Source organism: Bradyrhizobium stylosanthis, assembly GCF_001641335.1.
GTDB lineage: Bacteria > Pseudomonadota > Alphaproteobacteria > Rhizobiales > Xanthobacteraceae > Bradyrhizobium > Bradyrhizobium stylosanthis.
Window position 1 is genome coordinate 537808 of the sequence record NZ_LVEM01000002.1, and the last position, 20595, is coordinate 558402.

Genomic DNA, 20595 nt, shown 5'->3' on the forward strand with positions numbered 1-20595 from the left:
GTCTCTCCGCGACGACAGGCTGGATTGCTTCGCTCCGCTCGCAATGACGATGTGGATGCAGGTGCCCGCCCACCTTCAGCCGTCATGCCCGGGCTTGTCCCGGGCATCCACGTTCTTCCACGCGCGCGGCATTTTCGTGGATGGCCGGGACAAGCCCGGCCATGACGTTTAGAGAGAGGTCGGCCCCCTCACGCCGTCTTCGCCGCCTTCAATCCCAGCCGCTGCTCCACCGCATCGCGCATCACGAATTTCTGGATCTTGCCGGTCACGGTCATCGGGAATTCGTCGACGAACTCGACGTAGCGCGGGATCTTGTTGTGGGCGATTTGGCCGTCGCAGAAGGCGCGCACCTCCTCGGCGGTCAGCGTCTCGCCCGGCTTGACGCGGATCCAGGCGCAGAGCTCCTCGCCGTAACGGGTGTCTGCGACGCCAAAGATCTGCACGTCCTGGATCTTCGGGTGACGATATAGAAATTCCTCGATCTCGCGCGGATAGAGGTTCTCGCCGCCGCGGATCACAAGGTCCTTGATGCGGCCGACGATGTTGCAATACCCGGCGTCGTCGATGGTGGCGAGATCGCCGGTGTGCATCCAGCCGTTGGCATCCAGCACGTCGCCGGTCTTTTCCTTCTCTTCCCAATAGCCGAGCATGACGCTGTAGCCGCGGGTGCAGAGCTCGCCGCGTTCGCCACGCTTGACGATTCTGCCCTCGAGGTCGACGACCTTCACCTCGACATGCGGATGAATCCGCCCGACGGTGGAGACGCGTCGCTCCAGTGGGTCGTCCGTCGCGCTCTGGAAGCTGACCGGGCTGGTCTCGGTCATGCCATAGGCGATGGTGACCTCACCCATGTTCATCTCGGTGTTGACGCGCTTCATCACCTCGATCGGACAGGGCGCGCCCGCCATGATGCCGGTGCGCAGCGATGTCAGGTTGAAATTCCTGAATTCCGGATGATCGAGCTCCGCGATGAACATGGTCGGCACGCCGTACAGCGCCGTGCATTTCTCCTGCTCGATCGCGCGCAGGGTCGCGAGCGGGTCGAAACCTTCGCCGGGATAGACCATGGTCGTGCCGAGCGTCACGGATGCGAGGTTGCCCATCACCATGCCGAAGCAGTGGTAGAGCGGCACGGGAATGCAGATGCGATCCGCTTCCGTCAGGCGCATCGCCCGTCCCGTGAAATAGCCGTTATTGAGGATGTTGTGGTGCGTCAGCGTCACGCCCTTCGGTGAGCCCGTGGTGCCGCTGGTGAACTGGATATTGACGGGATCGTCGAACTGAAGCGTAGCGCCGAGCGCGGCGAGCTGCTCGCGGTGCTGGGAGGCGCCCATGTGTGCGACGTCCTCGAATGGGATCGTCCCGGGTGCCGCGGGGCCGCCGATCTGGATCACCATCCGCAGCTCCGGCAGCCGCGCTGCCTGCAGCTTCCCCGGCGTCGAACCCGCCAGCTCCGGCAGCAGCGTGTTGAGCATCTCCATGTACTGGCTGGTCTTGAACGACGTGGCGGTGACGATCGCGGCGCAGCCGACCTTCTTCAGCGCGAATTCCAGCTCGCTGAGCCGATAGGCGGGATTAATCGTCACCAGGATCAGGCCGGCCTTGGCGGCGGCGAATTGGGTCAACGTCCATTCCGGCCGGTTCAGCGACCAGATGCCGATCCGCTCGCCGCGCACGAGACCCAGCGCGAGAAAGCCGGCGGCGAGCGCCTCGACCCGCTCGGCGAATTCCGCCCATGTCCATCGTACGCCATGGCTTGGCGAGACCAGCGCTTCGCGCTTGCCCCAGCGCCGCACCGCATTGTCGAGACTGTGGCCGATGGTGTCGCCGAGCAGTGGCGTGTCCGAGACGCCGCAAACGTAGCTGTCGCTTTTATCCACCAAATCAAAATCTCCTCGTCAGAGAACGTCGGCACACTTTCTCCGCCGTCATGCCCGGGCATAGCCGTCTGAAGGACGGCGTCGCTTCGCTCGCCTATGACCCGGGCATCCACGTCTCTCCGCATAAGCTGCCGCACGTGGATGGCCGGGACAAGCCCGGCCATGACGTGTGGAGAGAGGTCGGCTCCCTTACGCCGCCTTCTGCCCGCTTCCCGCATCGAGCCCGGCGTAGACCCCGCGCTCGAAGCCTGCGAACGCCTGGAGGCATTTCGCGTCGGCAAACGGCAGCAGCTGCATGAGGATCACGCCGGTGACGTCGCGCGCCGGATCGATCCAGTAGTAGGTGTTGGCAAGGCCCGCCCAGGCGAGGCTGCCGGCGCTGCGGCCTTCCGCAGTCTTGGCGGTGTTGATCATGAAGCTGAGGCCCCACTTCTTCACCTGCTCCGGATAAAGATCGACGTCGTTAGTGTAGGGCGGCGCCGCCGTCGTCATCTTGGTCATGCTGAGATCGCCCATCTGGTTCTGCCCCATCATGGCGATCGTCTCGGGTTTCAGCACCTGGTTGCCGTTGCCGCGGCCCTTGTTCAGGATCATCTGGGTGAACTTGATGTAGTCGGCCGCAGTTGAATAGAGGCCGCCGCCACCCATGTGGAATTCCGGATTCTGCTCGAGCTCGAACGGGATCGCGGCGAGCTGGCCGTCCTCGCCGCGGGCATGCATCCCGACCAGGCGCTTGCGCATGTCGTCGGTGATCTTGAAGCCGGTGTCGGACATTCCGAGCGGCGCAAACAGGTTGTCGCGGAGGTAGGCGTCAAGCTTCTTGCCGCTGGCGGCTTCCACCGCCTTGCCGACGAAGTCGATGTTGGTGCCGTATTCCCAGCGCGTACCGGGGTCGGTCATGACAGGTGTCTTCAGCGCAGCGTTCTGGCAGGTGATGATGCCGGGCGTGCCGGTCTTCTCCATGTAGCGCGCGAATTCGCCGTTCCACATGTCGTAGCAGAAGCCGGCGGTGTGGGTCATGAGCTGGCGCAGCGTGATCGCGCCCCTGGCCGGCCGCAGCTTCGGCTCGCCCTTGGCGTCGAAACCTTCGAGCACTTGCGGCTTGGCGAGATCGGGCAGCAGCTCGCCGACCGGCGCATCCAGCGACAGCTTGCCCTGCTCGACCAGCTGCATCGCGCCCGCCGACGTCACCGCCTTCGTCATCGAGGCGATCCAGAACACGCTATCCGCCGTCATCGCGTCCGGCTTCGACAGGTCGCGCTTGCCGAACGCGCCTTGATAGAGGACTTCGTTACCGCTGGCGGCAATCGCGACCACGCCGGGAATGTCCTTGGCCTCGGTTGTCTTGCGCAGAATCTCGTCGATCTGAGCCTGGCTTCGCATGCGCGTTTCCTCCGGTTTGATTATTGTTGGAAGCATCCGGATTGTCCTCCCGCAGGTCGCAGGCGGCAAGCCTCTCTACCTGTGCGCCGGTCGCGATGTCGTGACTTGACGATCTGCGCCGTGCGCAGGACGACAAGGACGGCTGAACTGCAACACTCTGTCACAATCTGCGGTGGATGGCGGCACTTCGCAGTGACCGTGGATGGGCTGTGGCGATATGTTTTCGGTGTTTTGAAGCACTTGAAACATTTTGTGCGTTGCGACGTTCAAACTCTCGGCCCGCTTCGCGGCCGACCTTAAGACTTGATGCAAATTTGGCGGCCATCGGCCGCGAGGGGACCTCAAATGATTTCGACCTGGAGCGAATGGAAGCGCTATCCCCGTCCCGGACGGGGCGACAATCTCGAGGCGCCAATCTCGCCCGGCATCTACGAGGTCCGCGTCGCCGGCACCGGCGCTCTCTATTCCTTCGGCGCCGTGGACAATCTGGCGCAGTCGCTGGCACTGCTCCCGGTCGGCTCGAAGAGCTGGTTCGGCCGCCGCGACACCTCCGACGTTCCCGATCTCGAATACCGGACCTGCGCGACCTCCTCGAAGGCCGACGCCAAGGCCGCCGCCGAGCGCATGATCGGCCGGCGCGAGACCTATATGAGCGGCGCGGCCTAGAGCATGATCCGGAAAAGTGTGCAGCGGTTTTCCGGAAAGATCATGCTCAAACAATAAGTTCGCCGCTGTCAGTTTAGCTCCCATCAGATGTGCGTTGCGGGACGGTGCATTGCGCACCGTCTGTCCCTATATTCCGGGCCGATCCGATCGCCCCTGGGAGAACGCCATGACCCCGACTGCCGCCGCCCGCGCCCCGCAAGCCACCGCCACCCTGCGCGACCGGCTGAAGGACCCCTCGCTGCTGAAGGAAGCCTGCTACATCGACGGCGCCTGGGTCGGCACGCCGGTTTTTGCCGTCAACAATCCCGCGACCGGCATCGAGCTTGCCAAAGTGCCGCAGCTTGGCGCGGCCGAGACGACCAAGGCGGTCGAAGCCGCCGAGCGCGCGTTCCCGGCCTGGGCCAAGCACACCGCCAAGCAGCGCTCCAACATCCTGCGCAAATGGTTCGAGCTGATCACCGCCAACCGCGAGGACCTCGCGCTGATCCTCACCTCCGAGCAGGGCAAGCCGCTCTCCGAGGCGCTGGGCGAGGTCGATATCGGCGCCGCCTATATCGAGTTCTTCGCCGAGGAGGCCCGCCGCGTCTATGGTGAGACCATTCCCACCCAGCGCGCCGATGCGCGCCTGCTCGCGATCAAGCAGCCGATCGGCGTCTGCGGCGCGATCACGCCATGGAACTTCCCGAACTCGATGATCACCCGCAAGGTTTCGCCGGCGCTGGCCGCCGGCTGCACCGTGGTGCTCAAGCCCGCCAACGAGACGCCGCTGTCGGCGCTGGCGCTGGCTGCGCTCGCCGAGAAGGCCGGCATTCCCAAGGGCGTGCTCAACATCATCACGGGTGATGCGCCGCCGATCGGCAAGGTGCTGTGCGAGCATCCCGCGGTGCGCTTCGTCGGCTTCACCGGCTCGACCGCCGTCGGCAAGATCCTCTACCAGCAGGCCTCGGTCGGCGTGAAGCGGCTCGGCCTCGAGCTCGGCGGCAACGCGCCCTTCGTTGTGTTCGACGATGCCGACATCGATGCCGCCGTCGAAGGCGCGATCGTCTCGAAATATCGCAACATGGGCCAGACCTGCGTTTGCGCCAACCGCATCTACGCCCAGGACAAGATCTACGACGAGTTCGTGCAGAAGCTGTCGAAGAAGGTCGCGGCGATGAAGATCGGCGACGGCACGGAAGCCGGCGTCACCCAGGGTCCGCTCATCAATTTGAAGGCGGTCGACAAGGTCGAGCGCCACATCGCGGATGCCGTCAAGCGCGGCGCCAAGATCGTCACCGGCGGCAAGCGCAGCGAGCTCGGCCGTTCCTTCTTCGAGCCGACCGTGCTCGCCGACGTCAAGGCGGACTCGCTGGTATCGCAGGAAGAGACCTTCGGCCCGCTCGCGCCGGTGATCCGCTTCAAGGACGAGGCCGACGTCATCGCAATGTGCAACGCTTCGCCGTTCGGCCTCGCGTCATACTTCTATTCCCGCGATCTCGGCCGCGTCTGGCGCGTCGCCGAGGCACTGGAGTCGGGCATGGTCGGCGTCAACACCGGCCTGATCACCACGGAAGTCGCGCCCTTCGGCGGCGTCAAGGAAAGCGGCCTCGGCCGCGAAGGCTCCCGTCACGGAATGGAAGAATATGTTGAGATCAAATACGTGATGATGGCGGGGGTTTAGGACCGCCGCTCCGCCGTGGCCGGAAACATGGCATCTACGGCGTTCGCCGCTGCGTCATGAGCGCGTAGCGTTCCCTGCGACGCGGGCCGAATGAAATGGTCCGTAAGCAGGAGCATGTCATGACGAAGTTGAGTGAGCTGGCGATCGAGGCGCACGGAGGCCTACAGCGCTGGAAGCAGTTCAAGCAGGTCTCGGCCGATCTCAGGCAGGGTGGGGCGCTGTGGTCCCTGAAGGGGCAGCCGGAAACCCTCCAGCAGACGACTGTAACCGTTGGTTTGCGCAAGGAATGGGCGTCGCACGCGCCCTTTGGTCCGGAACGCCGGCGTTCGAGATTCGAACCAGGCCGGGTCGCACTCGAATCCGTCGACGGTACGCTGCTGGATGAACTGGGCGATCCCCGCAGCAGTTTTGCAAGTCACACCCTGCAAACGCCATGGACGGAGCTCCAGCTGGCATATTTCGCCGGCTGTGCCATGTGGACTTATCTCAACACGCCGTTCGTGCTGGCCTGGCCTGGTGTCGAGACGGAGGAAATGGAGCCGCTGCGCATGAGCGATGGCCTCTGGCGCCGTCTTGCGGTTCGGTTTCCGAAGGACATCGCGACCCACAGCGCCGTGCAGACGCTCTACTTCGACGCGGATGGGTTGTTGAAGCGCCACGACTATGACGTCGAGATCGCGGGCAACACGCCTGGCGCCCATCTGATCAGCGACTACGTCGAAGTCTCGGGCATCCGATTTCCGACCAAGCGGCGCATTTTCGCGCGGCAACCCGACGGCAGCTTCAGCACCGAGCCGCTGGTGGTCTCGATCGATCTATCCAACATCCGCCTGAGCTGACGCGCGGACGCTACAGCATGGCGAGGGGGCCCGCCTCCTTGCGGATGGCACGCGGTGCCTCGCCATGCACGCGCACGAAGGCCTGCCGCATCCGCTCGCGGTTAGCGAAGCCGGTCTCGCGCGCAACGACATCGATGGGCAACCGACTCTGTTCGAGCATCAATTTCGCGGATTCGATGCGTAACGCTTCGATCGCCTTGGCCGGCGTCGTTCCCGTCTCGGACCGGAAGAGGCGCGTAAACTGCCGCGGACTGAGACAAGCGGCGCGCGCCAGATCGTCAATCGTCAGGCTCTCACGCAAATTTTGTCTGGCGTAATTGAGTGCCTTCTGCACCCTGTCTTCGCTCGTACCCAGATCCAGCAGGGCTGAATGCTGCGACTGCCCACCGGAGCGACGATGGTACATGACCATCCCCTTGGCGACGGCACGGGCGCGCTCGGGGCCCAGATCGCGTTCGATCATCCCAACCACCAGATCGGTGCCGGCACTCATCCCCGCGGACGTCCAGACATGGCCGTCTTCAATGAAGATCTTGTCCATGTCGACCTGGCAGCTTGGAAATCTCGCCTGCAACTCGCGGGCGTATCGCCAGTGCGTGGTCGCGCGCCGCCCGTTCAACAGCCCGGCGTCGCCGAGAACGAACGAGCCGAGACAAATCGATGCGACACGCCGCGCGTCCTGGGCAGATGCCCGCAGCAGCCGAATCAGGCCCGGCGATGAGGTCGGAATTTCAAGGCCGGCCGCGACAATGAGCGTGTCGAACGGAACCCGGCCGAACGGCTCGGTCAGGACCCGAACGCCCGCCGACGATGTCACGACCCCGCCTTCTTCGGACAGCACGTGGACGTCGTAGACGCTCTCTCCGGCATGCTTGTTGGCGACGTCGAAGGCAGCGATCGCACCAAAACAAACGGCCTGGAAGCCTGGGCACAGAACCAAGCCAACTCTCATGATCTCTCCTCGACGCACGGCCCAACCTATGTGGTCGTGCGCCCGCGCCACGTCAATCGCATGGCCGAAATGATGGCAACTATGTCCTGTCGGTGCCGGGTTCCGGCTGATACGCCGCGCTTCTGCACATCATCAAACGGGACATGGCATGTCACTCGAAACGACGAGAACTGAGTTCATCGAAGCAGGAGGCATTCGCTTCGCGTTCAGGCGCCTTGGCGTGGCCACGGGCACGCCTGTGGTCCTTCTCCAGCATTTCACCGGCAATATGGATTCCTGGGACCCGGCTGTCGTGAACGGTTTGTCCGAGACGAGGCCGGTCATCGTTTTCAACAATGCCGGTGTCGGTACGACGACCGGCGTCACCCCCGACAGTGTCGAGCAGATGTCGGCAGACGCCGAAACTTTCATCAAGGCCCTCGGCCTGCCGGAGATAGATCTTCTCGGCTTCTCGCTCGGCGGCATGCTTGCCCAGGTTCTCGCCACGCGAAATCGCGGCAGGATCCGGAAGATCGTCGTGGTTGGAGCAGCACCTCTCGGTGGCGAGGAGCATCTTCTCTCGGTTGTAGAGAACGCATTCTCGCGCGGCGCGGCGGATATTCGGTTGCCGCTGTTTTTTACGCCGACCGAGGCCAGCCAGCGCGCCGGGCGCGAATTCATCGCGCGGGCGCTCATGCGTTCGAAGGACCGCGATCCCGAAAGCGGCGAGAGTGTGAGCGGCCCTCAGGCAAAAGCGATCATCGAATGGTGCGCCCGGAAAGATGAAAGCGCAGACATGCTTCGGATGATCGATCAACCCACGCTCATCGTCCACGGCAGCGACGATACCATGTTCCCGAGCATCAATGCCTACGCCATGTTCAAGGCCATGAAGGATGCGCAGCTCATCCTGTATCCGGACTCCGGGCACGGCGCGCTCTTCCAGTACCCGCAACTGTTCGTCGCACACTGCAGAACGTTTCTCGACGGTTGAGCGTGCCTTGTAGGTGTCACAGCCCGGATGGGCGTAGCCGCAGTCCGGGGCCTTTTTTGCTTGTGGCACGACCCCGGATTGCGCTGCGCGCCATCCGGGCTGCGGACCTGTCACCGCCGCAGCACCGCGATCGTCCTGTTCGCAAACGTCAGCCGTTCTGCCATCACCGACACGAAATAGGTCAGCAGCTTGTGGCTGAGCACGGGATCTTCCTCCTTGATCGCATCGAACTGATGCGTGTTGAGCACGTAGAGCACGCTGTCGACCTCGGCCTGGATCGTGGCGCTGCGCGGGGCGTGTGACACCAGGCCCATCTCGCCGATCGTGGTGTAGCGGCCGAGGCTGCGCACGCGCGTGGTGCGGTCGTCGTCGGCGGGCACCATGATGCCGACGCGGCCGTCGAGGATGAAATGCATGGAATCGGCGGGATCGCCGGCCCGCACGATGATCTCGCCGGTCGCAACCTCGATGCGCTGGCAGCGCCGGATCAGCTCGTCGGCGTCGCTCTCGCTCTCGAGGAGGCGCGCGAACCAGTCGCGCAAGGAGGCCTCCTCCTGCGCCAGGTCCTGATGCTGGGAGATGATCTCGTTCTCGCACCATTCCAGCGCGTGATCGAGCTCGGGGATGATGGTGACGCCCTCGCCGATGAAATCGCTGGAGCGCAGCACCTTCTCGGCGGCGGCCGACAGGTGCACCAGGATCAGCTCGACGCCGAGGTCGCGCGCGCTGCGCTTGATCTGGGCAAAGCTGTAGGCGGCAGAGGAATCGACACCGGTGACCAGCTTGAAGTCGAACAGCAGATAGCGGCATTCGGGGCGCTCCTGCAGCAGCCGCTTGACGTGCTGGTAGAGCCGGTTGGCCGAGCCGAAGAACAGATAGCTCTGCAGATTGAGGCCCTGGATCTTGCCGCCATGGGCGAGCAGCACCTCCTGGTCGTCACGCGAGCGATCGAGCGAGGAGCGGTATTCCGAGCCGTCGAAGCTGTATTTGATCGACTCGACCCTTGCGGCGCTGAACGCAAACGTGGCGCAACCGATGATCACACCGATCAGGATGCCCGGCACGAAACCCCAGACCACGATGATCGCGATGATGGCGATCAGCGAGAGATATTCGGGCTTCGACAGCCGCTTGCGCGACTCGATGATCCACTTGTGCAGCTGGTCGGCGCCGAGATAGAGCAGCAGGCCGCCGAGCACGAATTTCGGGATGAAGCCGAGCAGATCCGGCGCCACCGCCAGCATCAGCAGCGACATCGCCGCGACCGTGAGGCCGGACAGGCGCCCGCGGCCGCCGCTGCTGAAATTGAGGATCGAGCGGCTGATCGAGACGCAGCCGGCATAGCCGCCGAGCACGCCGGTCAGCATGTTGGCGGCGCCGGTGACGTTCAGCTCGCGCTCGAGATTGGCCTCGCGGTGCACGGCGACCTCGATGCCGGTGGTGTTGAACAGCGTGCTCGACGCGGTGACGAAGATCACGGCGACGAGGTTGCCGAGCAGGTCAGGCACCGCGAACCAGGGATAATGAATGAGAGCGTCGGTGTGCCAAGGCACCATGAAGGCTGCCTGCGGCGGCGGCTGGAAGGTCCAGCCCAGCGCGCGGGCCTCACCGAGCGGGACGCCCGTGACCCAGAACGCCAGATGCGCCGTGAGCACGCCGGCGACCAGGATGATCGGCAGTCCGAACGGGCTGCGCGAGCGATGCCAGGTGAGATACAGCACCAGCGCCATGGCGCAGGCGGCGCCGAGCTCCAGCAATGTGGTGGTGTTGGTGAAGCGCAGCAGCGTCGTGAACTGCACGGGATGATCGGTGATGACCCGGATCGCGCCCATCACGATCAGGAGCCCGGTGGCGCCGAGGAAGCCGCCGACCACGGGGTAGGGCACATAGCGGATGGCGCGGCCCATCCGCGTCAGCCCCAGCCCGCACAGCACCATTCCGGTCAGCACCGTCGACAGGCCGAGCGTGATCAGCACCGGCGAGAGCAGCGGCGTCGAGAGGTTGGCCGCTTCGATCCGCTCGACCAGCGAGGCCGCCAGAATGCCCGTGACTGCGGCGGTCGAGCTGTCGGGGGCGGCGACCGCGAAAGGAAGCGAGCTGCCGAGCGCGACGATGGCTGCAAGCACCGCGGAGCTGACGAAGGTCGCCGTGATCCCGTAGGACAGATAGGGCGAGAGCGGCCCGGCGAAGATCAGCAGCGCGTAGGAGAGCCCGAACGTGACGGTCAGAACGCTCGCGGCGCTACCGCCCAATATGTCATTCAGCGCATGCTTCAGAGATGGATTGGCTCGGGGAGCCGGACTCAAAATGATTGCTGGATCGGTCACGCGATTGCGCTCGCCCCTGAAAATCTCGTCCGAGACGTAGACGAACGCGGGCTTAGCGCAACAGGATTCTTGGACCTATGAAATATCCGGCAGTTCTTGCGACCCCGGCGTGTGAACTGTCGATCATACGGTGGGTAGAAAAACCGAAGATCGCGCATCCAGCGTCGTCCTGGCGAAAGCCAGGACCCATTACCCCAGGGTGCAGATTGACGAAGACTCGAAACTGCGAATCCTCGTCAAATGATAAGTTGTGGTAATGGGTCCTGGATCGGCGCTCCGCTTCGCTACGCTTGTCCAGGACGACGTGGGTGGATTGAAGCTGATACCCCACATTCGACTGTCGTCCCGGCGGAGGCCGGGACCCATAGCCACAGGCAGATGTTTGGCGAAGATCAGTCGTTCGGTACGTCTACCAATCCGCAATCGATAGATCACGCGGTATGGGTCCCGGCTTCCGCCGGGACGACAACGAGAGCCGCTCTAGATCTTCAGCTCTTGCCCCGTCACCCGCCGATACGCCTCCAGGTACCGCTTGCTGGTCGCATCCACCACGCTTGCCGGCAGCGGCGGGGGCGGGGCGTCGCCGTTCCAGCGGCCGGCGCGGCGCTCGACGTCGAGATAGTCGCGTAAGGGTTGCTTGTCGAAGCTCGCCTGCGGCTGGCCGGGCTTGTAGGCATCGACCGCCCAGAAGCGCGACGAATCCGGCGTCATCACCTCGTCGATCAGGATGATGCGGCCGTCCTTGTCGCGGCCGAATTCGAACTTGGTGTCCGCGATGATGATGCCCTGCTCGCGCGCCAGCTCCTCGCCGAGCGTGTAGATCGCGCGCGTCATGCTCTCGAGCGTGTAGGCGACGTCGTCGCCGAGGACCTCGCGCATCTTCGCGATGGTGATGTTCTCGTCATGGCCGGTCTCGGCCTTGGTCGCGGGGCTGAAGATCGACGGCTCCAGCTTCTCGCTCTCGACGAGACCCGCCTTCAGCTTCTCGCCGGCGAGCGTGCCCGAGGCGGCATATTCCTTCCAGGCCGAGCCCGAGAGATAGCCGCGGATCACGCATTCGATCGGAAACACGGTGGTGCGGCGCGACAGCATGGCGCGGCCGAGGATCTCGGCGCGGTGCGGCTTCAAGGCCGGCACGGCCGCGATGATCTCGTCGGTGTCGGCGCTGATCATGTGATGCGGCACCACGCCTTCCAGCCTGTTGAACCAGAAGGCGCTGATCTGCGTCAGCACCGCGCCCTTCATCGGAATGGTCTCGCCCATCACGACGTCGAAGGCGCTGATGCGGTCGGTGGTGAGCAGCAGCAGGCGGTCGTCGTCGACGGCGTAGATATCGCGCACCTTGCCGCGGCCGATCTTGGTCAGGGGCAGGTCGCTGGAGAGCATGGCTGTCATCGGCAGATCTTTCGGGCAGAGAATCCGGCCGCACCAGATGGTGCGGCCGGAGACCGGATTAGCCTATTCCGGCAGCGGAATGAACTCATGTTCCTGCGGAACCGCGGCGAAGCGGCCGGTTTTCCAGTCCTGCTTGGCCTGCTCGATCCGCTCCTTGCTGGAGGAGACGAAATTCCACCAGACGTGGCGCGGCCCCTCCAGCGCATCGCCGCCGAGAAACATCATCCGCGTCGCTTTCAGCGCCTTCACGGTGATGCGGTCGCCCGGGCGGAAGATCAGCAGTCGCGGCGCCTCATAGCGCTCGTTTGCGATCTCGACCTCGCCGTCCACGATGTAGATCGCGCGCTCCTCATGATCGGGGTCGAGCGGCACGCTCGCGCCGGCGGCGGCCGTGACTTCGGTGTAGAACCAGGGCGAGACCATCGTCACAGGCGATTTGATGCCGAACGACGAGCCCGCAATCATCCGCGCGGTGAAATCGCGTTCGGAGATCATCGGCAAATCGCCCGCGCCGTAGTGCTGGAACGAGGGATCGATCTCCTCGGAGCCGGCCGGCAGCGCGATCCAGCTCTGCAGGCCCAGCATCTTCTGGCCCGAGGCGCGCTGCGCATCCGGCGTGCGCTCGGAATGGGCGATGCCGCGCCCGGCGGTCATGAGGTTCATCGCGCCGGGCGCGATCTCCTGGACGTTGCCCTCGCTGTCGCGGTGCATGATCGAGCCGTCGAACAGATAAGTGACTGTGGCGAGCCCGATATGCGGATGCGGTCGCACGTCCATGCCCTTGCCGGAGACGAACTGCACGGGCCCGAAATGATCGAAGAAGATGAAGGGGCCGACCATCTGCCGCTTGCCATGCGGCAGCGCGCGCCGCACCTGAAATCCGTCGCCGAGGTCGCGCGTGCGCGGCACGATGACGAGATCGAGCGCGTCGCAGGACATGGGATCGCCGAGCACGGGATCGTTGGAAGGTTGCCAGCTCATGGTGAACTCCTGTTTTCTTGCTGGTATGATCGTAGCAGAACAATGCTGCAAACGGGAGACGCGTGATGATTCCGCCGCTCAAGCCCGGCGCCGTGCTGCTTCAGGCCTCGGGTCCCCAAATCGAGACGGAACGCCTGATTCTGCGCCCATGGCGCGCGAGCGATATCGCCCCGAATGCGGCGATGCTGAGCGATCCCGGCACGGCGCGCTTCATCGCCGCGGCCGGCAAGCCGGTCGCCACCGCAATTGCCGGCTGGCGTAATGCGGCCGTGATATCCGGCCACTGGGCGCTCTATGGCTTCGGCATGTTCGTGGTCGAGGAAAAGGCGAGCGGCAAATATGCCGGGCGCGTTGGTCCCTGGTGTCCGCCGGGCTGGCCCGCCTTCGAAGTGGGCTGGGGCATCGCCCCGGAATTTCGCGGCCGGGGTTATGCGGTCGAAGCCGCCCGGGCGTCGATCGACTGGTCGTTCGACAGTTTTGAGATCGACGAGATCATGCATTGCATCGAGAGCGCGAACGCACCGTCGCAAGCCGTGGCGCGCAGCCTGGGCGCACGGAGGGATCGCGAGATCGATCTGTTCGGCAAGCCCGCGGATGCCTGGATCACCACGCGCGCGGCGTGGCGGCAAAATTGAATCGATCTCCGATCTGACCTAAGTTCGCGGCCCTGACGATCGGACCGATGGGATGCTGCTGACCAATCTCGAGTTCGCCTTTCGCGCTGCCAGCGTTGCGCTGCTGCTGGTGCTGGCGGCGTCGTTGTTACATGATTTCCGCAATGTGCTGGCCGCCCGCCTCGGTGCGGCCTTCGTGCTGGGCGTGGTCGCGCATGCCGTGAGCTATTCGTTGGATGTCACGTCGCCCGTCCCGCTCTGGCATGCACCGCTGATCGCGTTGTCGACCGGGACAATCGTGGTGTTCTGGCTGTTCACACGCGCCCTGTTCGACGACGAGTTTCGCCTCCGCTGGTGGCACGGTCTGATCTGGGCGCTGGTGGCTGCCTTCAGCTTCGCAGGTTGCGTCTGGATTGCTCCCAGCGGCCATGTGCGATTCTCGGTGACGGTGGTCAATCTGATCGTGCTGGGTTTCATCGCGCTTGCGGTCGGGCAGATGATTGCCTCCTGGCCGGCCGACCTGGTCGAGCGCCGCCGCCGCGTTCGTGTCTTCATCGTCTGCGCGATCGCGCTCTATGGCGGGCTGAATGCGGTGCTCCAGATCGCCGTCGCCGGCCACCACGTCGGCGCCGTCGCCGAAACCATCAATGCCGGCGTGCTCGCCTGCACTGTCGCGGCGATCGTCTATGCCATGATGCGCGTTGATGGCGCAGGTCTGTTTCAGGCCGCGGCGGAGCCTGCGCCGCCGACTATTTTCAGTCAGCCCGCGGCCGATGATTCCGCCGATCAAAAGCTCGTCGACGCCCTGATGCGCCTGATGGCGGACGAGCGGATCTACCGCCAGGAGAACATCACCATCGGCGTATTGGCCACCCGGCTGAAACTTCCGGAATACCGGCTGCGCCGGCTGATCAACCAGCGGCTCGGCTATCGCAATTTCAATGTGTTCCTGAACAACCACCGGATCGAGGAAGCCAAGGCCGCGCTCGCCGATCCGGCGCAAGCCGAGGTTCCCGTCATCACCATCGCGATGGACGCCGGCTTCCAGTCGCTCGGCCCCTTCAACCGCGCCTTCAAGGCGGTCACCGGGGTGACGCCGACGGAGTACCGGCGGCCCAAGGCCGATCCGGTCTAGATTTTCATATTATTGGAATCATGTAGGAATTTCGAAATCGACTAGCCCCGATCAGTTTCGACGAGGCCGATTTCCAAATCCGGCGAGCGCGTATCGCCCGCATCCGGCTCGCTCTCCGGCACACACCCCGCAGCCGGAGAAAGCCCGTGACCCGTCGCCGTAAGATCCTCCTTGTCACCACCGCCATCGCCTGTGCCGGCCTCGCGTTCGGCATGGCGCGGGCCCGCGACGTGCCCAGGGTTGCGACCGGATTCATCGCCCACACGCTCTGTTCGGAGGTCTTCGTCTCCGGCCTCGATCCCGTGCACGACCTCGCCGAGACCATCGACGCGATGCCGGGCGCGGGGCTGCTCACCCGCGCGATGGATTTTCAGGTCGATCGCGCACGCAAGGATGTCACGGTGTCCCTGTTCGGGATCGGCCGCAGCCATGCCGTCTATCGTGAAGGACTTGGTTGCGCGCTCGAGCATGGCCCGGGGATCGCCGACGTTGCGTTGCCGCCTGACGATAAGCAGCCCACGTTGCTCCCCGAGATCGCCGGCCGCGGGCTCGTGCTTCCGCAAAGCGAGGTCCTGGCAGCCGCGCTCGACCGCGCCTTCGCCGAGCCCGCGCAGCCGCCCTACCGCCGCACCCGCGCGATCGTCGTCATGAAGGCCGGCCGCGTCATCGCCGAACACTATGCCGACGGCATCGGACCGGAGACGCAGCTGCTCGGCTTCTCCATGACGAAGTCGGTGATGTCGGCATTGATGGGCATTCTCGTGCGCCAGGGCAAGTTGACGCTCGACGGGCCCGCACCCGTCGCCGCCTGGAAAAATCCGGATGATCCGCGCCATGCCGTCACCGTCGATCAGTTGCTGCGTCACACCGCGGGCCTTGCGCTCGGAAGTTCGTTGCAGGCCTCGCTCGGCTCCGTGCTCGAGCCGGTCAACACCATGAAATACGCCGAGGACGATATGGCGAGCTTTGCCGAGCGCACGCCGCTTGCGACCGCGCCGGGCACGGTGTGGAATTATCACGACGGCAACTTCGTCATCCTCGCGCACCTGCTGCGCGATGCGTCAGGCGGCAAGCCCGCTGACGCGCTCCGCTTTGCGCGCCGCGAATTGTTCGCGCCGCTCGGCATGAACAACGTCACGCTTCAGCTCGACGCTGCAGGCACGATCGAGGGCTCCGGCGAGATGCTCGCATCTGCGCGCGACTGGGCGCGCTTCGGCCAGCTCTATCTCAACGACGGCGTCGTCGGCGGCAAGCGCATCCTGCCCGAGGGTTGGGTGAACTATTCGGCGACGGCGACGCCTAATGCCTGGGTCGGCATCGGCGCCGGCTTCTGGACCAACCAGGACGACAGTTTTGGCGCGAAGTTTCGCGTCAATCACGGCTGGCCGCGCGATGCCTTCTTCGCCAAGGGCACGATCGGGCAGTACACCATCGTGATCCCGTCGGAGAAACTGGTGATCGTGCGGTTGGGCCGCTCGCCGAACACCCCGCCGGAAGCAGACGGCGTGTTCGAATTGGTGCGCGACGTGGTGGCGGCCACGCGCGAGAAGGGGAAGCTGGCGGGGGTGGATTGAGAGAAGCGCGAAGTGCGGCGCTTTCTTCCCATCTCCCCTTGTGGGAGAGGGTGGCTCGCCGCGTAGCGGCGAGACGGGTGAGGGGTATCTCTCCGCGCACTTCTAATGCAGTTGATTTCGCGGAGACGTGCCCCTCATCCGGCGTTTCGCGCCACCTTCTCCCACAAGGGGAGAAGGAAAGAAGACGCGCCGCCGACTACCTCCCCAGCTCCGTCGCCTTCGTCACGCGATCGAACCGTTCCAGCGTCATGATCGCGTCGGCGAATTTTTCCGCGCGCGCGTTCAGCACCGGACGCGCCAGCGTCAAGAACTTCTGCTGCATCGCCTGCGCATCGGGGAACGAGGTCGGCTCGCCGGAGGGATCGGCATAGAGCCGCTCATGCACGCCGTCGTCGGTGGTGATGCTGACGCGGGCGCCGAATGGATGGGTGCGGCCGACCTCGAGCCGGTCGTCCTGCACCACGTCGAACTTGTCGGCGAGCGCGTCGATGGCGGCATCGCCAAGGCGGTTGTAATCGTCCCATCCGAACGAGCCCTGGTCGAGCGCAAGCGCGCCGGTGAAGAACATCGAGAACTGGCCGCCGACGATCGACGTCGGATGCCGCTTGGTCGCGGCATCGCCGGTCAGCGTGATGCCGTTGCGGTGCAGGCCGATCTCGACGCGCTTGACCTGGTCCGGCGTCAGATTGTGCTCGCGCCGCATCGCGATCAGCGCGTCGATCGCGGCATGGGTGTAGCGGCAGCTCGGATACGGCTTCACGCCGATCTTCATGGTCTCGTAGGTGTTGCCGAGCCCGGCGACCGCCTTGTCGGGATGGGCATCGTCGGTGTAGCCGGCGAGCAGGCCGTGCTTGCCCTCGACCGATTCGGTGGCGCCGACGAAATCGTTGCGCGCCAGCGTTGCGGCGATCACGCCGTTCATCGCGGCGGCGCCGACCTGGTAGCGCTTGTTCCAGGCGCCATTCACCAGGAATTGCAGCGAGCCCGCGGCCTGGCTGCCGGAGACGCCGAACGCGGCGACCAGCTGCTTCTCGGACAGGCCGAACAGCTTGCCGGCGGCCGCCGCTGCGCCATAGGTGCCGGCGGTCGCGGTCGGGTGGAAGCCGCGCGCATAATGCGAGGTCGGATCGAGCGCATTGCCGAGCCGGCAGCACACCTCATAGCCCGCGACGATCGCGGTCAGCACGTCGCGGCCCGAGGCGCCCACCATCTCGCCGACGGCGAAAGCGGCTGGAACCACCGGCGCGCTCGGATGCAGCGAGGAATCGGCGTGGGTGTCGTCGAAGTCGAGGGAATGGCCGAGCGCGCCGTTGAGCAGCGCCGCCACCGCCGGGGTCCAGGTCTTGGTATCGCCGAACACGGTGGACTCGCCCTTGGTGTCGAGCGCCAGCGCCTCCAGCATCTTCAGCATCGACGGGGTGGATTCCGCCTCGCGCCGCGCCCGGATCGCGCTGCCGAGGAAGTCCAGCGTCAGCACCTTGGCACGCTCCAGCACCTCCGCCGGAATATCCTGGTATTTCAGATTGAAGACATAGGCGGCGAGCGTTGCGGTTTCGTGGGCCATCGTGTTTCCTCGTTTTGGCGCGCAAGTTAGGCGGGCTGATTTGGCCTTTCAAGCGGCCTTGCGGCCGCGGGCATCAGCCATGCTTTTGGTGATTTGGGATCGGACCGGGACAGTCGAGCATGGCATTCGCAGGGAAGGTGTTCGAGCGGGTCCGGGCGCGGCGCACGCAGCTGGGGCTCGCGATCCGGGTCACGGTCGCCGCGACCGCGGCCTATGCCATCGCCACCGCGCTGCATCTCTTGCTGCCGCTCTGGGCGGTGCTGACCTCGCTGATCGTGACCCAGCTGAGCGTCGGCCGCTCGCTGAAGGCGACGCGCGACTACGTGCTCGGCACCATCGGCGGCGCGATCTATGGCGGCGCCATCGCGGTCCTGATCCCTTATTCCACCGAGGTGGGCCTGTTGGCGCTGCTGGTGCTGGCGGTCGCGCCGCTCGCCTTCGTGGCCGCGATCAACCCGAGCCTCAACGCGGCGACGGTGACCGCGATCATCGTGCTGCTGGTCCCGACCATGCATCATTCCGATCCCATGGCCTCGGCGATCGACCGTGTCAGCGAGGTCGGCGTCGGCGCCATCACCGGCTTGCTGGTCTCGTTCCTGGTGCTGCCCTCGCGCGCGGTGCGGCAGATCCGCGCCGCCGCGGCACAATTGCTCGAGCTGATCGCCGATGCCTTCACCGAGCTGCTCGCGGGCCTGACGCGCGGCCGCGACAACGACGCGCTACACCGGATCCAGGACGGCATCGGCACGGCCATGGTGGGCATGAATGCCATCGGCGCTGAAGCCGAGCGCGAGCGCGCGGTGCGGCTGTCGAGCGGGCCCGACACCGGGCCGCTGTTGCGCACCGTGCTGCGGCTGCGCCACGACGTCGTGATGATCGGCCGCGCCACCGTGGTGCCGCTGCCGGCCGAGGTGCAGACGCGGCTGGCAGGCCCGCTCACGGAGGTCTCGACCGTGATCGCGCGCTTCCTGCGCTCCGCAGCCAGCGCGCTGCGCGAAGGCGCCGGCGCGCCGCCGATCCATCCCGTCCACGTCGCGCTCCAGCACTACGCCGAGGCCGTCGCGTCGGTCCGCCATGACGGCCTGATCCGCGGCCAGCCCGGCGACACCGCCGAGCGCTTCTTCGCGCTAGGCTTCTCGCTGGAGCAGATGCACCAGAATCTCTGCGATCTCGATCGCGTCGTCGGCGAATGGTCGGAGGCCGCAAGCGACAAGTCGGTGCGCGTCGCGGAGTAGTTCTTTTCTCTAGAGATCGAAGAACGCGAGCTGCGTCGAATCGCGCTGCGCGATGCCATCCGTCAGCGCCTTCAGCGCGATTTCAAAACTCGGCTGCTCCTGCTCCAGCTCCCATGCGCCGTCATGGTCCCACTGGAAGCATTGGCCATAGCGCTCGCCGGGCTCGACATGGAGCAGCAGGCAGCGGCTGAGTTGCGAGGGCTCGGCGACCGGCACCAGGTGCTTCAGCGACACGCCGTATTCCTTTCGGAAATAGGCGCAGGCCTCTTCGAGCTCGTCCTCGGAATGGGCGATGAAGTCGAGCACATTGCGTTGCTGCGTGGCGAGCTCGCCAGGAGCATAGAAGCGGAGCTCGGAGGAGGATTCCGGCAGCCGCACCAGGAGCTCGGCCTCGCCGCGCTTCAGCAGGAAATTGCGATAGTCGTCGGGCAGCCGGACACCGAGCGCCTCTTCGGCTGCGCTGACATCGGTCTTGCTGGCGGGCGTGCCGCGCTTCCAGCGCCAGCCTTTGGCGGACTTTGTCGCCTTGCGACGTGCTTCATATTCGGCATAGCCGGGCAGCGCCATGATGTCCTCGTAGCCGCCGAACCGCGACCATTGATAGGCATCGTCGAAGGCTTCCTCCTGCCGCTCGGGAAAATAGCCGCAGAGCAGCTCGGCGCGCTTGATGATGCGCTCCTGGTCCGGTGCGACCTTGCACAGATGCTCGATCGTCTTCAGCGCGGCGTCGGGATTGCCGGCCTCGAGCTGGGCGTCGCTCAGCAATTCCAGAATGCGTCCTTCGAGATCGCCTTCGTAGATGGACCACGCATAATGCGGCTGTCCGGCGGCGCGCCGTGCAAGGAGCGTGTCGCGCGCCTGCTCGGCGAGGCGCACTGTCCGTGCCGCGTCGTCTCCGGCAGAGGAGCTGCGACGCGCGGCATGCCAGAGATAGAGCGGCTCATGCTCGGCCGGCGTGCCCCTGAGCGCCTCGAGCTGCCTTGCCTGCTCGTCCATCGGCGCGGCGAGCGCCAGGATCATCAGCTCGTCCAGGCCCTTCTGCCAATCCGGCTTGGTTTCCGGATCGGGCGGCAGGTCGCGCAGCGTGTAATTGGTGTGGCTGGTCTCGACATAGCCGGCCGCGACGAGATCGGCGACGTGACGGCGAAACGCCGAGGCCGCGTCGGCAATGCCGGAAAATGTCTTGCGCAGGAATTCGTTCGAATCGGGATCGCCCTTCCAGTTCATGTGGACGCCGATCACCATGGAATCTCTTCCCGGGATCAGCATCAGCTCGCGGTCGTCGTCGCCGGGCGGACGGTGGAAGAATTTTGCCAGATGCATGCGGCCTCCGAAGGCGCCGCCGGCATCGGGGCACCACGTCTCAGTCGCGCGCTTGGAGATATCGGTTCACGTCGGCGGGCTAAAGCGCTTTCGA

At 65.1% G+C, this 20595-nt stretch carries 16 protein-coding genes; 8 read left to right on the forward strand and 8 right to left on the reverse strand.

What is annotated here, in order from left to right; genetic code table 11:
* Nucleotides 1-188 precede the first annotated feature (188 nt).
* Together A7X65_RS14550 and A7X65_RS14555 are read right to left on the reverse strand one after the other, a co-directional pair.
* The gene (locus A7X65_RS14550) at nucleotides 189-1883 is read right to left on the reverse strand and encodes an AMP-binding protein (RefSeq protein ID WP_063685841.1); all 1695 of its coding nucleotides are present in this window, start codon (nucleotides 1881-1883) and stop codon (nucleotides 189-191) included.
* A gap of 186 nt (nucleotides 1884-2069) precedes the next feature.
* Nucleotides 2070-3263: a serine hydrolase domain-containing protein gene (locus A7X65_RS14555; RefSeq protein ID WP_063685843.1), complete on the reverse strand. Its 1194-nt coding sequence runs from the start codon at nucleotides 3261-3263 to the stop codon at nucleotides 2070-2072.
* Between the two features lie 345 nt (nucleotides 3264-3608).
* Here A7X65_RS14555 and A7X65_RS14560 point away from each other — a divergent pair, with 345 nt between their 5' ends.
* The 3 genes from A7X65_RS14560 (at nucleotide 3609) to A7X65_RS14570 (ending at nucleotide 6428) form a co-directional block, all read left to right on the forward strand.
* Nucleotides 3609-3929 carry a hypothetical protein gene (locus A7X65_RS14560; RefSeq protein WP_063685845.1) on the forward strand — a complete coding sequence of 107 codons (321 nt, stop codon included), beginning with the start codon at nucleotides 3609-3611 and terminating at the stop codon, nucleotides 3927-3929.
* 166 nt (nucleotides 3930-4095) lie between these two features.
* On the forward strand, nucleotides 4096-5589 hold the full coding sequence (locus tag A7X65_RS14565) for an NAD-dependent succinate-semialdehyde dehydrogenase (RefSeq protein WP_063685847.1): 1494 nt from the start codon (nucleotides 4096-4098) through the stop codon (nucleotides 5587-5589).
* Between the two features lie 119 nt (nucleotides 5590-5708).
* Complete coding sequence (locus tag A7X65_RS14570; RefSeq protein ID WP_063687697.1) at nucleotides 5709-6428, forward strand: hypothetical protein; 720 nt, start codon at nucleotides 5709-5711, stop codon at nucleotides 6426-6428.
* A 10-nt stretch (nucleotides 6429-6438) separates the two neighbouring features.
* On the opposite strand, the gene A7X65_RS14575 is transcribed toward A7X65_RS14570, so the two are convergent.
* Nucleotides 6439-7380, reverse strand: a complete 942-nt coding sequence (locus tag A7X65_RS14575) for a GlxA family transcriptional regulator (RefSeq protein WP_063685848.1) — start codon at nucleotides 7378-7380, stop codon at nucleotides 6439-6441.
* A gap of 148 nt (nucleotides 7381-7528) precedes the next feature.
* On the opposite strand from A7X65_RS14575, the gene A7X65_RS14580 reads away from it, so the two are divergent.
* A complete protein-coding gene (locus tag A7X65_RS14580; protein WP_063685850.1) occupies nucleotides 7529-8353 on the forward strand; it encodes an alpha/beta fold hydrolase in 825 nt (274 codons plus the stop codon).
* A gap of 110 nt (nucleotides 8354-8463) precedes the next feature.
* Here A7X65_RS14580 and A7X65_RS14585 read toward each other — a convergent pair whose 3' ends face one another.
* The 3 genes from A7X65_RS14585 to A7X65_RS14595 all read right to left on the reverse strand — a co-directional run bounded on the left by A7X65_RS14585 (nucleotide 8464) and on the right by A7X65_RS14595 (nucleotide 13056).
* Complete coding sequence (locus A7X65_RS14585) at nucleotides 8464-10680, reverse strand: SLC26A/SulP transporter family protein (RefSeq protein ID WP_063685852.1); 2217 nt, start codon at nucleotides 10678-10680, stop codon at nucleotides 8464-8466.
* 480 nt (nucleotides 10681-11160) lie between these two features.
* On the reverse strand, nucleotides 11161-12075 hold the full coding sequence (locus A7X65_RS14590) for a phosphoribosylaminoimidazolesuccinocarboxamide synthase (RefSeq protein ID WP_063685854.1): 915 nt from the start codon (nucleotides 12073-12075) through the stop codon (nucleotides 11161-11163).
* 63 nt (nucleotides 12076-12138) lie between these two features.
* Nucleotides 12139-13056: a pirin family protein gene (locus tag A7X65_RS14595; RefSeq protein WP_063685856.1), complete on the reverse strand. Its 918-nt coding sequence runs from the start codon at nucleotides 13054-13056 to the stop codon at nucleotides 12139-12141.
* A gap of 65 nt (nucleotides 13057-13121) precedes the next feature.
* Here A7X65_RS14595 and A7X65_RS14600 point away from each other — a divergent pair, with 65 nt between their 5' ends.
* The 3 genes from A7X65_RS14600 to A7X65_RS14610 all read left to right on the forward strand — a co-directional run bounded on the left by A7X65_RS14600 (nucleotide 13122) and on the right by A7X65_RS14610 (nucleotide 16379).
* Nucleotides 13122-13691 carry a GNAT family N-acetyltransferase gene (locus A7X65_RS14600; RefSeq protein ID WP_063685858.1) on the forward strand — a complete coding sequence of 190 codons (570 nt, stop codon included), beginning with the start codon at nucleotides 13122-13124 and terminating at the stop codon, nucleotides 13689-13691.
* A gap of 52 nt (nucleotides 13692-13743) precedes the next feature.
* Nucleotides 13744-14805, forward strand: coding sequence for an AraC family transcriptional regulator (locus A7X65_RS14605; RefSeq protein ID WP_063685860.1), 1062 nt, complete (start codon nucleotides 13744-13746; stop codon nucleotides 14803-14805).
* A 146-nt stretch (nucleotides 14806-14951) separates the two neighbouring features.
* Nucleotides 14952-16379, forward strand: a complete 1428-nt coding sequence (locus A7X65_RS14610; RefSeq protein ID WP_063685862.1) for a serine hydrolase domain-containing protein — start codon at nucleotides 14952-14954, stop codon at nucleotides 16377-16379.
* Nucleotides 16380-16575: 196 nt separating this feature from the next.
* Here A7X65_RS14610 and A7X65_RS14615 read toward each other — a convergent pair whose 3' ends face one another.
* A complete protein-coding gene (locus A7X65_RS14615; protein WP_063685864.1) occupies nucleotides 16576-17943 on the reverse strand; it encodes an MmgE/PrpD family protein in 1368 nt (455 codons plus the stop codon).
* A 119-nt stretch (nucleotides 17944-18062) separates the two neighbouring features.
* Here A7X65_RS14615 and A7X65_RS14620 point away from each other — a divergent pair, with 119 nt between their 5' ends.
* Complete coding sequence (locus tag A7X65_RS14620) at nucleotides 18063-19178, forward strand: FUSC family protein (protein ID WP_063685866.1); 1116 nt, start codon at nucleotides 18063-18065, stop codon at nucleotides 19176-19178.
* A gap of 9 nt (nucleotides 19179-19187) precedes the next feature.
* On the opposite strand, the gene A7X65_RS43020 is transcribed toward A7X65_RS14620, so the two are convergent.
* Nucleotides 19188-20501, reverse strand: coding sequence for an SMI1/KNR4 family protein (locus tag A7X65_RS43020; protein WP_063685868.1), 1314 nt, complete (start codon nucleotides 20499-20501; stop codon nucleotides 19188-19190).
* Nucleotides 20502-20595 lie beyond the last annotated feature (94 nt).

Excerpts from the sequence above, each read along its gene's own strand:
- A7X65_RS14555 (WP_063685843.1), bottom strand. The coding sequence starts at position 3,263 with ATGCGAAGCCAGGCTCAGATCGACGAGATTCTGCGCAAGACAACCGAG.
- A7X65_RS14560 (WP_063685845.1), top strand. The coding sequence starts at position 3,609 with ATGATTTCGACCTGGAGCGAATGGAAGCGCTATCCCCGTCCCGGACGG.
- A7X65_RS14565 (WP_063685847.1), top strand. The coding sequence starts at position 4,096 with ATGACCCCGACTGCCGCCGCCCGCGCCCCGCAAGCCACCGCCACCCTG.
- A7X65_RS14570 (WP_063687697.1), top strand. The coding sequence starts at position 5,709 with ATGACGAAGTTGAGTGAGCTGGCGATCGAGGCGCACGGAGGCCTACAG.
- A7X65_RS14575 (WP_063685848.1), bottom strand. The coding sequence starts at position 7,380 with ATGAGAGTTGGCTTGGTTCTGTGCCCAGGCTTCCAGGCCGTTTGTTTT.
- A7X65_RS14580 (WP_063685850.1), top strand. The coding sequence starts at position 7,529 with ATGTCACTCGAAACGACGAGAACTGAGTTCATCGAAGCAGGAGGCATT.
- A7X65_RS14590 (WP_063685854.1), bottom strand. The coding sequence starts at position 12,075 with ATGACAGCCATGCTCTCCAGCGACCTGCCCCTGACCAAGATCGGCCGC.
- A7X65_RS14595 (WP_063685856.1), bottom strand. The coding sequence starts at position 13,056 with ATGAGCTGGCAACCTTCCAACGATCCCGTGCTCGGCGATCCCATGTCC.
- A7X65_RS14600 (WP_063685858.1), top strand. The coding sequence starts at position 13,122 with ATGATTCCGCCGCTCAAGCCCGGCGCCGTGCTGCTTCAGGCCTCGGGT.
- A7X65_RS14605 (WP_063685860.1), top strand. The coding sequence starts at position 13,744 with ATGCTGCTGACCAATCTCGAGTTCGCCTTTCGCGCTGCCAGCGTTGCG.
- A7X65_RS14615 (WP_063685864.1), bottom strand. The coding sequence starts at position 17,943 with ATGGCCCACGAAACCGCAACGCTCGCCGCCTATGTCTTCAATCTGAAA.
- A7X65_RS14620 (WP_063685866.1), top strand. The coding sequence starts at position 18,063 with ATGGCATTCGCAGGGAAGGTGTTCGAGCGGGTCCGGGCGCGGCGCACG.
- A7X65_RS43020 (WP_063685868.1), bottom strand. The coding sequence starts at position 20,501 with ATGCATCTGGCAAAATTCTTCCACCGTCCGCCCGGCGACGACGACCGC.